A 13,861-nucleotide genomic window follows, 5' to 3' on the forward strand; every position below is an offset into this window, starting at 1 on the left:
GCGCCCGAGGACGGACCGGGCGCCGCTCTGCTGGGCGGCGTCCTCCTCACCGGCGCACCCGGTGGCGAGGGCGGTGACGGGGACGGACCGGGCGGGCCCGCCTGCTACGGCGGGCCCGCGACGCGGGGGCGGAGGGCGGCCGCCGGGCGGCCGTGAGCTTCACTCTCCCCGGGATTCCGCGCCTTGGCCGGCGTCCGTTCAGAACAGGCTGAGCAACGCCTCCGCCGGGTCCGTCAGGCCCGTGCCCCCGTCCGGGAGCGGGAGTTCGAACCAGACCGTCTTGCCGCGTGGCGTCCGCCGCGATCCCCAGGCCGCGGAGAGCAGGCCGACCAGTTGCAGCCCGCGGCCGCCCTCGTCGGTGTCCCGGGCGCGGCGGCGGCGCGGCTGCACCAGACCCGCGTCCCACACCTCGCACACCAGCGTCCGGTCCAGCAGCAGCCGCAGCCGGATCTCGCCCTCCCCGTACCGGAGGGCATTGGTGACCAGCTCACTGACCAGCAACTCCGTGGTGTCCACCAAGGGTTCGAGGTCCCACGACAGCAGCTGCCCGCGGGTGTACTCCCGGGCGCGGCCGACGCTGCGCGGCTCACGGGGCAGGGTCCAGTCGCCCACCGACTCGGCCGGCAGCCCCTGGACACGTGCCATCAGCAGGGCGATGTCGTCCTCGCCGTGGTGCGTGTCGAGGGTGTTGAGGACCTGGTCGCAGACATCCTCCAGCGGGAGGGAGGGATCGGTGAGCGCCCCGACGAACGCCTGCAGGCCCTCGTCCAGCGGATGGTCCCGGGATTCGACGAGCCCGTCCGTGTAGAGCGCGAGCAGGGCGCCCTCGGGCAGCTCGACCTCGACCTCCTCGAAGGGCTCCCCGCCGACGCCGAGCGGCATGCCCGGGGGGACGTCCAGCATCAGCGCCTGCTCGCCGGGCTCGACCAGCACGGGCGGCAGGTGGCCGGCGTTGGCGAAGGTGCAGCGGCGGGTCACCGAGTCGTACACCGCGTACACACAGGTGGCGAGGTACACCTCGGAGAGGTCGGCGTCCCGGGGCCGGCCGGCCGTGCGGGAGGCCTGCCGGACGCCTCCCGGGGAGCCGGGGCCGAACCCCTGGGAGGGGGCCCCGGGCGAACCGAGGCCGCGCGCGATCTCGTCCAGCGCCGAGAGCACCTCGGCGGGCTCGAGGTCGAGCAGGGCCAGGGTGCGGACGGCGGTGCGCAGTTCGCCCATGGCGACCGCGGCGCGCAGTCCGCGGCCCATCACGTCGCCGACGACCAGTGCCGTGCGGTGCCCGGGGAGCTCGATGACGTCGAACCAGTCGCCGCCGACCTCGGTGGCCGCGTTGCCGGGCAGGTAGCGGCAGGCGATGTCCAGGCCGGACGCCACGGGGTCGCCCGGCGGCAGCAGGGAGCGCTGCAGGATCAGCGCCCGCTGGTGCTCGCGGCGGTACAGCCGGGCGTTGTCGATGCAGACCGCCGCGCGCGCGGCCAGCTCCATCGCGAGCTCGCGGTCCCGCTGGCCGAACGGCTCGCTGCCCTTCGTACGGGAGAACTGGACGAGGCCCACCACCGTGTCGTGGGCGACCATCGGGACGGCGAGCGAGGACTGGACGAGCTGGCCGTCCTCGGCGGGAACGTGCTGGGGGCGGGCGGCCCGCAGGGCGTCCGCGCACGGGGAGTTGAAGGGGTAGTGGTGGACCGCGCCGACGGGGACGGGCGCCGGGCCGCCGACGAAGGGCGCGTCGGAGACGGCGGAGGCGAAGGCGACCCGGCGCAGCTCGGCGCTCCCGTCGGCGAGGCCGGGCGGGGTCTCGTCGCCGACCAGGAGCGCCTGGTACAGGTCCACGCTGGCAAGGTCACAGAAGCCGGGGACGACCACGTCGAGGAGTTCGCGGGCGGTGGTCTCCAGGTCGAGGGAGTTGCCTATCCGGGCGCCGGCCTCGTTGAGCAGGGCGAGGTTGCGCCGGGCGGCGGCGGCCTCACGCGCGGCGGTGCGGCGTTCCGTGACGTCGGTGCCGAGCCAGGCGACGCCGATGGGACGGCCGGTGCCGCTGTGCACGCGGTAGAGGTTGATGGACCAGTGCCGGCGCTCGTCGGAACCGGGCACGAAGCCCGTGATGTGCATGTCGGTGATCGACTCGCCGGTCTCCAGGACCCGGCGCAGGGTCGCGGTGACGCGTTCGGCCTCCGGCGAGGTCAGGTAGTCGCGGACGCCGCGCCCGCGGTGGTCGTCGGGGGTGCCGCCGAAGGTGGAGGCGAAGCGCTCGTTGGCGCGCCGGACGCGCAGGTCCTTGTCGATCAGCAGGAAGCCGAAGGGCGATTGGCCGAAAATCGCCTGCGAGGCGGCGAGGTCGGTCTCGATCCGGCGGAGGGTGCGCACGTCGACCACGATGCAGACGGCGGCCCGTTCGCCGTCGTCCGTGGTGGTGGGCATCACATAGACCTCGGCGAGACCCTCGGTCTCCGCGGGCCCGGGCGTCCGGAACGGGATGACTCCGGTCCACTCGCGGCCGTCGAGAATTTCGGCCATCTTGCGCTGGCCGCGGTCGTGCAGATCGGGCGTGACGAAGGCCGCGATCGGGTCCATGCCGACGGCGCGCTCGGCAGGGATGCCGAATATCTGTTCGGCGCGCAGGCTCCACTGGTCGACGAGCCCGTCGGGGCCGATCGAGAACGAGGCGACCCTTATGTAGTCGTACATGTTGCCGGGCGGGCTGGTCTGCCAGAGGGACTCACCGGACGCCTCGCCGGACATGCCGTCGGCATCGGCCGTGACACCGCTCACCGCGGGCAGGCCGCGCCCCGCGCCGTGGCTCGTGTCATCAGACGCGTGGGCCGCCGCACGGCCCCCTCTGTCGCGTGTGCCGCCGCGCGGCGGTTCGCCCGCGACGGCGCCACCGGCCGCGCCGGTCTCCGCGCCGTCCGACGGGTCATCCGACTCCGTGGCCTTCGCTGGTATCTCGCTCACGCGAACCGTCCCCTCCAGCTCACCGCGTCCGGCTTCGGTCACCGGGGGCGGCTGCCCGCAGTATCCAGCACTACGGCGCCGCATGACACGGTGTTCACGATCACAGCACGGTCCCGATGGTTTTTGGACCCGTCGGGCCATACTCCCAGTCTTCTAACCAGGTGGTGCCCCCTCCAACCAAACACCTCCGACGACACCGCTGGCCGGAATCCGACGCTCGGTGTGCGCCCCGGGGAGCCTCCCCGTCACCCACCGTGCTTCAGCCGGGCACGGCCAGCTCGAACCACACGGTCTTGCCGGCCGCTTCCGGCCGGGTCCCCCAGGCCCGCGAGGAGCGGGCCAGGAGCAGCAGACCGCGGCCGCTCTCGTCGTCGGAGCTCGCCGTACGCTCGCGGGGCGGGTCCCGCAGCGGATCGGAGACCTCGACCAGAACGACACCCAGGGGACCCGCGGGACGGACGAGGCGCACACCGATGGGTCCGGTCGCGTGCCGCAGCGAATTGGTCACGAGTTCACTCACCAGCAGGGCGGCGACATCGGCGACCGATCCCAGGCCCCAGGCGCCCAGCCGGTTCCGTACCGCGTGGCGGGCGGAGCGGACGGCGCCGGGTTCGGCCGGGAACGTCCAGGTGACGCAGTCGCCTTCGGTGTCGATCACGCCGATCACTTCCCGGGCCAGCAGCGGAGGATGTCCGGTTTAACGGGGTTAATTGCCACATACCCGATATCGGCTTCCGAGTACCGCGCACGCGAGCGCACTGTGGCACGAACGGCGTACAAGGAGCACGTGCGACGGTCCTCGTGCCTCGCGTCGGCCGAGGGGGCGCGGAGGCACGGACAGCGCGTGCGGACGAGGACCGAGACCCCCGGCCCCGCTCAGCGCGCCTGCGAGCCCTCCCTCCCCCAGGCCAGCCGTACCGTCTCCATGACGGCCGGTACGTCCTGCTCCAGCCAGTCGACGTCCCACACCTCGTCCGGGGTGAGCCAGCGCAGCTCGTCATGGTCCTCGAGCGGTCTGGGCTCGCCGGCCAGGAGGTGGGCGGTCCACACCCACAGGACGAGGCTGGCCTTCAGGGGCCACTCGCCGGGCACGCGCTCGGCTGGCCGCGCCTCGACACCGAGTTCCTCGCGCAGTTCCCTGACGAGGGCCTGCTCGGGGGTCTCCCCGGGCTCGACCTTGCCGCCGGGGAGCTCCCAGCGTCCGGCCAGCTCGGGCGGTGCACTACGACGCGCGGCGAGCAGACGCCCGCCGTCCAGCAGGGCGGCTCCCACCACCACGATCGGTTCGGTCATGCGCGGGAGCCTACGGGAGCCGGGCGGGGTGGTTCACGGGAGCCGGGCGGAGCCCTGGCCGGAAGCCGGGCACCGGACGCCGCGTACCCCACGCACCGGGCAGCGGACACCGGGCGCCGGTCCGAGCGGCTCAGTTGCCGCCGTTCCGCCTGCCCTGCCCGATGTTCTCCACCCAGTAGAGCTGCCTGGGCTGTCCGCTCTTGTCGAGGCTGTCCGCGATCCGCTGGGCCTCGGCCCTGGTCGCGTACCTGCCCACGCGGTAGCGATTGCCGTTGTCGTCCTGCCTGACGACGAGCCAGGGGAGAGTGGTCGTGCTGTCGTTCATCGCGCCCCTCCACTTCCCTGTCCCGGCCCTCGCCGTGCCCCACCTAAGGAAACCGCACCTCGCATATGCCTGAGCGTACGCCTAACCTTCACTCAGCGAATACGGCTTCTCACGAAGAGGTACGCAACCGGCCATGCCGCGGAGGGCTCAACCGATCGAACGCGCCGTCGACCGCCTCCTTCGCGCCCCCATGGCGCTTCGGCAAGCGGCGGGCGAACTGCGGGGAGCAGCGACGGAGCAGGGGCCGCATGCTCCCCGGTGCGGTCACGAGAACGGCCAGATTCCAACTACCGGCACCCTGGGACCACTTGACGGCGGCGATGCCGCCGGTCACCACCGCCCGGGCCCTTCCGGGCCGTCCCCGCCCGCGGGAACGCCCCGCTATCTCACCGGCAAGTGGTAGGACACCTGGTAACGATCGGCCGGGATCACCACGTCCGCCGTCTCCACCGGGCGGCCCGAGGCGTAGTAGGTGCGCCGGACCACCAGGACGACGTGGCCGGGCACGCCGCCCAGCACCAGGAGCTCCTCCGCGAGGCCGGGGCGGGCGCCGACCTCCTCGGTGACGTTGTCCACGACCACGTCGATCGCCGCCATGCGCTCGACGACGCCCATCCCGCCGAGCGGCCCTTCCTCGGGCAGCATCACCGGCGTACGGCCGGTCACGGCGAGCGGCTCCCACGACGTGGAGAGCATCATCGCCTCGCCGGCGTCCCGGAACAGGTACGCGGTGCGCATCACCCGGTCCCCCGGCCGGATGGCCAGCCGCTCGGCGACGGCCGCGCTCGCCTCGGTCTGCTCGCTGCGCGACTCCCAGGTGCCGCGCGCGGAGGCGTCGGCCTGCTCCTGCCGGAAGGGCGTGGCACCCCCGGAGGGCCGGTAACCGGAGCGCGCCACCCGGCGGGGCTCGGGCCGCTCCCGCACGTACGTGCCGGATCCGGAGCGGCCCTCCACGAGCCCCTCGGCCATGAGCACCTTGCGCGCCTCCAGCGCGACCGTGTCGGAGACGCCGTACTCCTCGCGGATGCGTGCCTGTGACGGGAGCCGGGTGCGGGGCGGGAGTGAACCGTCGACGATCTTCTTGCGGAGATCCCCCGCAACGCGCAGGTACGCCGGCTGCTCACCGAATGTCACGGGCCGCTCCCATCAGGTTGTACAGACAGCAACAGCGTGGCAACCCGGGGTTCCGCCATGCAAGCAAAGGCCAGGGAATCACTCGATGTGATGACATAAGGCGGGCGGTGGCATACCCAGGCGCTTTCTCCCCGCCGCGGCTCCCGTCACACCACCGTGCCGGGCCCGTCCGCGCCGTCGCCGCCCGCGCCGTCGCCTTCGGACCACTCGTCCTCGTACACAGGCGGTGTCGTGGCGAGGCCCAGAGCCTTGCGCGCGGTGACCGTCGCGGGGCCTTCGACGAGCGCGTTGTCCTGGTCGTAGTGCCGGTGGAAGGCGTCGGCGTCGCCGGCCAGGGCCGCCTCGGCCCACTCCGCGCGGGCGTCCTCCAGGGCCTCCACATGGGCGGCCACCTGCTCGGCCGCGTCCGCGGGCCACTCGTGCCCGCGCAGCATCCCGATCTGCTCGCCGAGGGCCTCGTCGATCCGGGACGCCCAGCCCTTGTAATCCTCCAGGGCGCCCTCGACGGAGAACTGCTCGGTCGAGGGGCCGGTCGCCAGGGCCTCGTACAGCACGGCGTCGGCCTCCAGGTACGCCAGTTGGTCCGCGTCCAGCGTCGTCCCGTCGGCGCGCAGCGAGCCCGTCAGGCTGCCCTCCACGTCCACGTGGGCGAACATGCAGGTGATCTCGCGGTCCCCGAACTCCCAGCTCTCGCGCGTGGGCGTGAAGTAGTAGACGTCGACGTCGGACGGCCAGGCCCACCGGTCCATGACATAGGTGTCCGCCAGCTCGTAGCACCGTTCGTCGGCGACCTCGGCGACCGCGTCGTCGCCGGGCCAATCCCTGTCGGGCAGAGTGACGTTGCTGAAGACCTCACCGTCGTGCTCCGCACTGCACGGCACCGTGTCGACGTCGTACGTGTACCCCTCGAGTGAGCCGCTCGGCTCGGTGAAGCACTCCCCCACCTCCAGCGAGAAGGTGGTGCCGCTGCCGCGCGCCGCCTCCTCGAAGCCCTCCCAGAAGGAGCGGGCGCCGCCCGTGGCGAAGAAGAGCGCCAGCAGGAGGGCGCCGACGGCCGACACCGCGATCCCGCCGATCGCCAGGCCCCTGCCGCGCTCACCCCGCTTCTTGATCTGCGCGAGCGCGATGACGCCGAGGACCAGTCCGACGAGCGGCAGGAAGCACAGGAAACCGAGCACGAGCGCGGCGATGGCCAGGCCGTTGACGGGCGGGGGCATGCCGTACGGGGTGCCGTTCCCCGGCGGCCAGGGCTGATGCGGATACGGGTGGGGGTGGTACGGGTACGGCTGTTCGGCGCCCGCGGGCGGGTACGGGCCCTGGGGTTCCTGGGGCCCTGGGGGCGGGGGTATGGCCACGGGTGCCGACGCCTCTCGTCGAAGACACGGACATCAGCGGGAACTGACGTACGACTTGGGCGCATGGTAGGCGGGGGACGAACAGGGTCGGAACGTGGGCGGGAGGCGTGCGCCCATGCGGGCTGAACGTCCCGAGCGCCGTGTGAACCCCGACGACCAGCAGGGCTCACCCGCAAGGAGGAGGAGCCGGCGCCGGGAACAGCGGGGCGGACTCCGGCACGGACGCCACCCCCTCGGCATCACCCGCGAACACCGCCGACTCCTGCGAGTCCTCCCGACGAGACCCACTCCCGCTCACTGCCCGCCGAGATCGACGTCCCCGTCTCCGACGGCTCCACCCCCGACGGCATCAGGGTCGATCCGGTCGGCACCGGCAAGCAGACGTACCGGCACCTCCGCTCCCGCGTACCGCCCGGACCCCGTATCAGCTGTGGTCAGCGAAGTACGGGAGTACCTGTTCGCCGAAGGTACGGATGGACTCCATGACGATGTCGTGCGGGACGGTCCCCATCTGCATGACCAGGATCAGTTCGTCGACGCCGGCCTGCTGGAACTGCTCGACCCGGCGACGGCAGACCTCGGGACTGCCGATGACGTCCGTCAGGGGCGCGCCGGGGTCGTGCCGGGCGGCCATGGCCCGTTCGAGTTCCTCCTCGGGCAGGGGGCCGGTGTCCAGACCCAGGTCGCCCAAGGGCCGGTCCTCGCTGCCGTAGTACTTCATCTGCGACTGCGAGAAGAAGCGGGCGCCCCTGAAGCCGTACTCACAGGCCTCGCGGTCGTCCTCCAGCACGAGGCTCATCGGCGTACAGGCGTAGTGGTCGGTGACGCTTCCACCGATGGGATCGGCCCCCGCCACCGCGTCGCGGTACTGCCGCACGCGCTGGGTCAGCTTCTGCTGGGTGCCCGCCGAGAAGTTGAGGGCGCCCAGGCCGAGGGCGCCCGCCTCCCGCGCACTCGACGGTGTGCTGCAGGCGGCGAACATCGGCGGCTGCGGCTTCTGCACGGGCTTGGGCACGATCTGGGTCGGCGGAATGTCGAAGAACTTGCCGCGCCACTCGAAGACGTCGTCCTGCCACATGCGCGGAATCATCCGCTGGGCTTCCAGCCACTCGTCCGACAGGGCGGGGATGTCGCACTCGAACGCCTGCTGCTCGGTGCGGGTGCCGCTCTTGCCCGAGCCCCAGTTGACGCGGCCGTTGGACAGGATGTCCAGGGTGGCCACGCGCTCCGCCACGCGTATCGGATGGTTGTAGCGGTGCGTGGTGAGACTGACGCCGTGGCCGATGCGCACGTTACTGGTCCGCGCCGCCACGAAGGAGAGGAACACCTCGGGTGCGGAGCTGTGCGCGTACTCACGCAGTCCGTGGTGCTCCACCGCCCATATCGCGTGATAGCCGAGCTGGTCGGCGAGAACCGCCTGTTTCACCGAATCGTGGAAGATGTCCTGCTCTCTACCGTCGGTGGGCGAGGATAACTGCATTTCGAAGAACAGGGAGAATTTCATGGCGGGAACCTCGGAATTACTGAGACGGTCGCTGATTCCACTCACATAATGTTGCCGTCTTGATCCCTCGGGATCGTAGCAGAGACCTCGAAAGCAGATGGTGGGTTTTTGTCTCACGTGGCGAGTTCCATGCAGAGTGCAACCACCGAGGATGTGGCAGGCCGGAGCGCATGACACCCGAGGTGTGGGGGCCCAGCAGCCCGGTCTCGCCGGCAAGGGCGGAACCGATATGGTGTCCTGCCTGAATTACGCATCGCCGCCGCGGGATTTCCCCTCGCTCGCAGGCCGGTCGAATCTCTCCGTCGGGTCGGCCGCCTCGAGCTGTTCCCCTGTTCGTCTTTGTGAGATCACGGGGCCGGTGATCGCCAGGAATTTCCCTGCACGTCAAGGAGCGCCAGTCATGGTCGATCACATCGTCATCGGAGCCGGGCCCGTGGGCAGCGCCGTCGCCCGCCTCCTCGCCGAGGACGGACAGCGCGTCGGAATCGTCAGCGAGAGCGGCGGCGGCCCGGAGCACCCCCTGATCGAACGCCGGGGCGGCGACGTCGGTGACGCGGCACAGCTCACGGAACTGACCCGCGGGGCGACGGTTCTCTACAACTGCGTGAACCTGCCGCTCACCAGCTGGACGGCGAGGCTGCCCGCGCTGAGCGCCGCGACGATCGCAGCGGCGCGGGCGCACGACGCCGTGCTGGCCATCACCGGGAACCTCTACGTGTACGGGCCGCGGCCCGACGGGCGCATGGACGAGCACACCGCGCCGGCCGCGACCAGCCGCAAGGGGCGCCTGCGCGTGCGCATGTGGCAGGACGCCCTGGCCGCGGGCATCCGCACCTTCGAGGTCCGCGGCTCGGACTACATCGGCGCGCACGCCTTCAGCATCCTGGGTGACCGGCTGCTGCCCGCCCTGGCACGGGGGCGCGCCGCCTGGCTCCCCGCCGACGTGGACCTGCCCCACACGTGGACGTACGTGGGGGACGTGGCCCGCACCCTGGTCGCCCTGGCCGGTGACTCCCGGGCCTGGGGCCACGCCTGGCACGTGCCGTCCTCGCCCGACGTCAGCATCCGTGAGATGGCCGCACGCTTCGCGGAGGCCGCGGGGCGCGAGCCCGTCCCCCTGCGCGCCATACCCCGGGCCGGCCTGCGCGCGGTGGGGCTGTTCTCCCCGATGGCCCGCGAGACGGTCGAGATCTCCTACAAGTTCTACGGGCCCTTCCGCCTGGACAGCACCCTGACGGCGCGGACCTTCGGCCTGGCCGCGACCGATCTCGACGTCGCGATCCGTGAGCAGGTCGACGCCTCGACCCTGTGGTGAACCGGTGGGGCGGGCGGCGGGCGGCCGTCGTGGAGCATCCCCGCGGGAGAGCGCCGGTGAGGCCCTCGCCCGTGCGGTGCCCGCCGGCCGCGGCCTTCGGGGGCGGCCGGCGGGCCGGAGACAGTCCGGGGCTGTCACACCCCGCCCGAGCGTTGTTAGACATCGTTCCAAGTTCGAGTAAATCTTGCTGAGAGCAACATCAGTAAGAGCGCCTCTCACTTGGCAGAAGTGACCGCTTGTCCACCTCAGGCCTTGGGTTGCGCGCGCAGAGAAAGGTCGCGACGTGTGGATGCACGCGCTCGTCCCGGACGATGAGAAGGCCGTGACCGCAGGGCCGGGACAGCGAGCGCCCTGCCCTCCCGCGACGCCGGCCGGCGTCCGCCCACCGCGCGTCTCCGCACCGGTGACCCACCCCTCCGCCCGGCTGGGGCCACACCCCGCCGCAGGCATCACCGGCAGACGGGGGAGGACGGAGCAGTCAACGACCATGTCCCAGGGGAGAGCAGCATGCCGGAGCGCGCCGAGCGTCCACCCGAAGAGGTCGGCCCCGCCGAGGCAGGGGCGACCGGGGTGTCGAAGCTGTCCTGGATCCCCCTGCTCACCGGTCTCCACCCGAGACAGTTCGCCCAACTGGTCGCCGTTCTGCGGTACGAGGGGGCGGACCCGGTACGCAAGGGCCGTCCGTGGAGCCTCTCGCTGGAGGACCGTGTGCTGCTGGTGGCCGCGTACTGGCGTACCGATCTGCCCCTGCGCCGGCTCGCCCCGCTGTTCGGCATCTCCAAGTCGGCGGCCGACCGCATAGTCGACCACCTCGGACCGCGCCTCGCCCTCCAGCCCCGCGCCCGCCTGCGCAAGCAGACCGTTCTGCTCACGGACCGCGCCCTGACACCCGCGCACGGGCACCCGACGCCGACGCGCACCGACCATCGGCACCGCACGACCGACCACGGCCACGAGGTCGTCATCGACGCCGACACCCGCCTGGTGGCGACCGGTCCCTGCCCCGGCGCCCCGCCGGCCTCCGGTCCCGGCCGCGATCCACGCCGCGTACGGCGATCGTGATCACGGACGACATCTTCCCCCGGAAGGAGGAGTTCCGCTGTTAGTCGAGCAGGATTCGCGTCCGAGCCGAGCACGTCCTCGCCCGGACGGAGGACCGCGAAGGGTCTCCGCCGCGTCCGCGCCCCCCACGACGGCCTCTCCCACGCCGCGCCCGGCCGAGCCGGACCGTCCGCCCCCACCCCCGGACCCCACCGCGTCGGCCCTCCGCGCAGCCGCGACCGCGCGGGGGCTCACATGACCAGGCATCCCCCGACGGGCGCCGCGCAGCGTCCGGCGGCGGAGTCCGGCACGGCACACCGCGGCGAGGCCCCGGCACCGTCACCGGAGACGCAGGCGACGACACCGGGTGTCGGCCGATTCGCCTGGCTCGCTCCGATGCTGCTGTGGCCCCTGGCCCGCCCGCACCTCCCCGTGCACGCGGTGCGGCCGCAGGGTGGCGGCACCCAACGCGCCGACGACGAGGCCATGTTCGCGGCCATCGTGTACGTGCTGGTCAGCGGAGTGCCCTGGCGGGCGCTGCCGAAGACCTTCACGGTGTCGTGGCAGAACACCCACCGCCGGTTCACGCAGTGGAGCGAGGCCGGTCTGTGGGCCTACATCCGTAAGGCGTCCCGCGCGCCAGGGACCCCGGCGGACACCCGGCAGTGGGCCGACATCATCGGGACGCTGGCGGAGAAGCGGCTCAACCGCCCCCAGCCGCTCCCCGCCGCCGAACGACCGGCCCAGCCGCCTCGGCGGAGCGAGGGCCTCAAACCGCGGATCAGGCTGCACCAGCCGGGCGACCTCACCGTCCGCCTGTTCGGCCCGTACCGTCCTCCGGCCGACCCGCCCGGACAAGCAAGCGCGGAGCGTGACCGGTGAACGCCTCCGGTCCGCGCCGCTCCGTACCCGTCACGGCCGGGCACGCCACCCGGCCGGCAGAGAAAGGGGGCGACGGCCGATGGGCTCACCCGCGACGCCGTCCGTGACGGACTTCCGCCGCCTGCTGGACGGCCTGATGGCCGAGCACGCGGGACAGCACGTCGTCGTGCTCGCGCTGGACGGCGTGACCTTCGACGTGGCCCGGGCCTGCTGGCCCTCGGGTGACCTGCGGCTGATGCGCGCGGTCACCCCGACCACGTCCTCCGCCTGCTGGCTCAGCGCCCTGACCGGCCGCACCGTCGCCGACCACGCGGTGCCCGGAGTCGTCTTCACCGCACCGTCGGGCGGGCCACGGCTGATCAACGTGCTCGACTACCACGGCGACGACCTGACCGCGGCCGCCGGCACCGTCTTCTCCGACGCGGCCCGGCACGGCCGCGTCCCCCTGGCGGTGCTCGGCGACATGGAGCACTACGGCTCCGCGTGGCGCGACGCCCTGCTCACGGACGCGCTCCGCGTCCCGGGCCACTCCTTCTACACGGAGCACGGCACCTACCATCCGCGGCCGTCCGGTGACGTGGGCGCCCGCGTCCGCACCGCGATCGAGGAGACGCTCGCCCGGCACGGCACCCGGGGGCCCTGCCTGCTCTGGTGCTACGTCGAGGTCGACCAGCACGTGCACCGGCACGGTTACGACACGCACACCACCGAGGTCCTCACGGCTCTGGGCGAGTTCGCCGACACGCTCACCCGGCGCGGCGTCGTCGTGGTGGCCCATGCCGACCACGGTCTGGTGCCCACGGTGCACGACCCCGCACTGGCCGGTCTCCTCGACGGGATGGGCCAAAGCCACGGCTTCACGATGGGCGGCGCGGGGCGCATGCGCTGGCTGTATCCCGACCACCCCGCGCAGCGGGCCGAACTGTCCGCGAGCCTGCGTGCGGCGCTGCCCGACGACATCCGGGTGCTGCCCGCGGACCAGGTCTTCGCGGCCGGCTCCGCCGCCCGCTCCCGCGTCGGTGACGTCCTGCTCGTGGCCGAGGGGGAGCGGTTCCTCACCGAGTCCGACTACCGCTTCGACCACGGGTCCTTCGCCGCCGAGGAGACCGACACACCGTTCGCCGTGTGGCGTTGACGCCGGACGCCCCGTCCTCGGCGCACACACCGCACGCCCACTGCACAGCATCCCATCGGCACCGGACGACCGTGCTGAACGTCGGGGCGGACACGCCCCAGGAGGTGGAACCATGAGTGCGGGCCTGACCGGTTACCTGGAGGAGATGGACCGTCGCGGGCTCATCCCCACCGACTGTCTCGCGGTGTGCTGCGTGGGCTCGGTCGCCCGCGGCTGGTCCAACAACACCAGTGACTACGACTTCAACATCATCTCGTCCACCGCCTGGGTGGGCGAGGGCACGCCCGCCGTCTCCATGCCGCTGAGGCCCGGCGGTGTCCCGGCCGTGGCCCTGGAGGTGGACGGGCGCCGCTGGGAGATCAAGTACTGGCTGGACGCCCAGGTGACACAGATGATCGACAAGGTGAGCTGGGAGCAGTTCGAGGCGGGTACGTCCACGTCCAAGGTGCTGACCGACGCCGAGAAGCTGTTCCTGGAGCAGATGAGCACCTGTCTCACCCTCAGCGGTACCACCTGGACCGAGGCGTGCCGGCGCCGGGTCGAGGAGTCCGCCTTCCGCGCCTTCGTCACCACCTCCTCGCTCGCCCAGGCCGACTCCTCCATCGAGGACGCCAGTGGCCAGCTGACCGCGGGGGACCACGACAGTGCGGTGCTGTCCGCCCGGCAGGCCTTCGGCCACACCGTGGACGCCCTGCTGGAGAGCGAGGGCGACTTCGGCTCGCACACGTCGAAATGGCGGGCCCGCAGGCTCCGCGAGACCCGGCCCCGGGCCCTGTCCTTCGAGGACTACTGGGCCTTGGAGACCATGCGGTCCTTCGACCCCGACGATCCCCAGGCCTGGGTGAAGCTCGTCATCCAGCGCTGCCGGGACCTGAGCATGGACGTCGAGATCTCCTGAGGGCCCGTGCCGCGGCCCCGTTCG

General features: G+C 72.3%; 11 protein-coding genes and 1 pseudogene. 5 read left to right on the top strand and 7 right to left on the bottom strand.

The features are described 5' to 3' along the window. Positions 1 to 198 precede the first annotated feature (198 nt). From UW392_RS24440 to UW392_RS24470, 7 genes are all read right to left on the bottom strand, one after another. The gene (locus UW392_RS24440; RefSeq protein ID WP_320777254.1) at positions 199 to 2,955 is read right to left on the bottom strand and encodes a SpoIIE family protein phosphatase; all 2,757 of its coding nucleotides are present in this window, start codon (positions 2,953 to 2,955) and stop codon (positions 199 to 201) included. Between the two features lie 259 nt (positions 2,956 to 3,214). Next, positions 3,215 to 3,622, bottom strand: coding sequence for an ATP-binding protein (locus tag UW392_RS24445; RefSeq protein WP_320777255.1), 408 nt, complete (start codon positions 3,620 to 3,622; stop codon positions 3,215 to 3,217). Positions 3,623 to 3,831: 209 nt separating this feature from the next. Beyond that, positions 3,832 to 4,248, bottom strand: a complete 417-nt coding sequence (locus UW392_RS24450; RefSeq protein ID WP_320777256.1) for a (deoxy)nucleoside triphosphate pyrophosphohydrolase — start codon at positions 4,246 to 4,248, stop codon at positions 3,832 to 3,834. A gap of 130 nt (positions 4,249 to 4,378) precedes the next feature. Next, complete coding sequence (locus tag UW392_RS24455; RefSeq protein WP_320777257.1) at positions 4,379 to 4,573, bottom strand: SPOR domain-containing protein; 195 nt, start codon at positions 4,571 to 4,573, stop codon at positions 4,379 to 4,381. Positions 4,574 to 4,954: 381 nt separating this feature from the next. Further along, positions 4,955 to 5,707: a GntR family transcriptional regulator gene (locus UW392_RS24460; RefSeq protein WP_320777258.1), complete on the bottom strand. Its 753-nt coding sequence runs from the start codon at positions 5,705 to 5,707 to the stop codon at positions 4,955 to 4,957. Positions 5,708 to 5,853: 146 nt separating this feature from the next. Next, complete coding sequence (locus tag UW392_RS24465; RefSeq protein WP_320777259.1) at positions 5,854 to 6,924, bottom strand: DUF4190 domain-containing protein; 1,071 nt, start codon at positions 6,922 to 6,924, stop codon at positions 5,854 to 5,856. Between the two features lie 562 nt (positions 6,925 to 7,486). Further along, positions 7,487 to 8,566, bottom strand: coding sequence for an LLM class flavin-dependent oxidoreductase (locus tag UW392_RS24470; protein ID WP_320777260.1), 1,080 nt, complete (start codon positions 8,564 to 8,566; stop codon positions 7,487 to 7,489). Between the two features lie 400 nt (positions 8,567 to 8,966). On the opposite strand from UW392_RS24470, the gene UW392_RS24475 reads away from it, so the two are divergent. From UW392_RS24475 to UW392_RS24495, 5 genes and pseudogenes are all read left to right on the top strand, one after another. Continuing rightward, positions 8,967 to 9,881, top strand: coding sequence for an NAD-dependent epimerase (locus UW392_RS24475; RefSeq protein WP_320777261.1), 915 nt, complete (start codon positions 8,967 to 8,969; stop codon positions 9,879 to 9,881). Positions 9,882 to 10,388: 507 nt separating this feature from the next. After that, a pseudogene (locus UW392_RS24480) lies at positions 10,389 to 10,758 on the top strand (helix-turn-helix domain-containing protein); the annotation flags it as partial. Between the two features lie 419 nt (positions 10,759 to 11,177). Continuing rightward, a complete protein-coding gene (locus tag UW392_RS24485) occupies positions 11,178 to 11,804 on the top strand; it encodes a transposase (RefSeq protein WP_320777262.1) in 627 nt (208 codons plus the stop codon). 79 nt (positions 11,805 to 11,883) lie between these two features. Beyond that, positions 11,884 to 12,939, top strand: a complete 1,056-nt coding sequence (locus UW392_RS24490) for an alkaline phosphatase family protein (RefSeq protein ID WP_320777263.1) — start codon at positions 11,884 to 11,886, stop codon at positions 12,937 to 12,939. Positions 12,940 to 13,051: 112 nt separating this feature from the next. Then, positions 13,052 to 13,837 (top strand): hypothetical protein, encoded by a 786-nt coding sequence (locus tag UW392_RS24495; protein WP_320777264.1) that lies wholly within the window; start codon positions 13,052 to 13,054, stop codon positions 13,835 to 13,837. Positions 13,838 to 13,861 lie beyond the last annotated feature (24 nt).

The sequence above is a fragment of the Streptomyces sp. CRN 30 genome (assembly GCF_034105845.1).

Bases quoted from the DNA above. Each gene is read 5' to 3' on its own strand.
- UW392_RS24475 (WP_320777261.1), top strand. From the start codon at position 8,967: ATGGTCGATCACATCGTCATCGGAGCCGGGCCCGTGGGCAGCGCCGTC.
- UW392_RS24465 (WP_320777259.1), bottom strand. From the start codon at position 6,924: ATGCCCCCGCCCGTCAACGGCCTGGCCATCGCCGCGCTCGTGCTCGGT.
- UW392_RS24450 (WP_320777256.1), bottom strand. From the start codon at position 4,248: ATGACCGAACCGATCGTGGTGGTGGGAGCCGCCCTGCTGGACGGCGGG.
- UW392_RS24455 (WP_320777257.1), bottom strand. From the start codon at position 4,573: ATGAACGACAGCACGACCACTCTCCCCTGGCTCGTCGTCAGGCAGGAC.
- UW392_RS24485 (WP_320777262.1), top strand. From the start codon at position 11,178: ATGACCAGGCATCCCCCGACGGGCGCCGCGCAGCGTCCGGCGGCGGAG.
- UW392_RS24490 (WP_320777263.1), top strand. From the start codon at position 11,884: ATGGGCTCACCCGCGACGCCGTCCGTGACGGACTTCCGCCGCCTGCTG.
- UW392_RS24470 (WP_320777260.1), bottom strand. From the start codon at position 8,566: ATGAAATTCTCCCTGTTCTTCGAAATGCAGTTATCCTCGCCCACCGAC.
- UW392_RS24495 (WP_320777264.1), top strand. From the start codon at position 13,052: ATGAGTGCGGGCCTGACCGGTTACCTGGAGGAGATGGACCGTCGCGGG.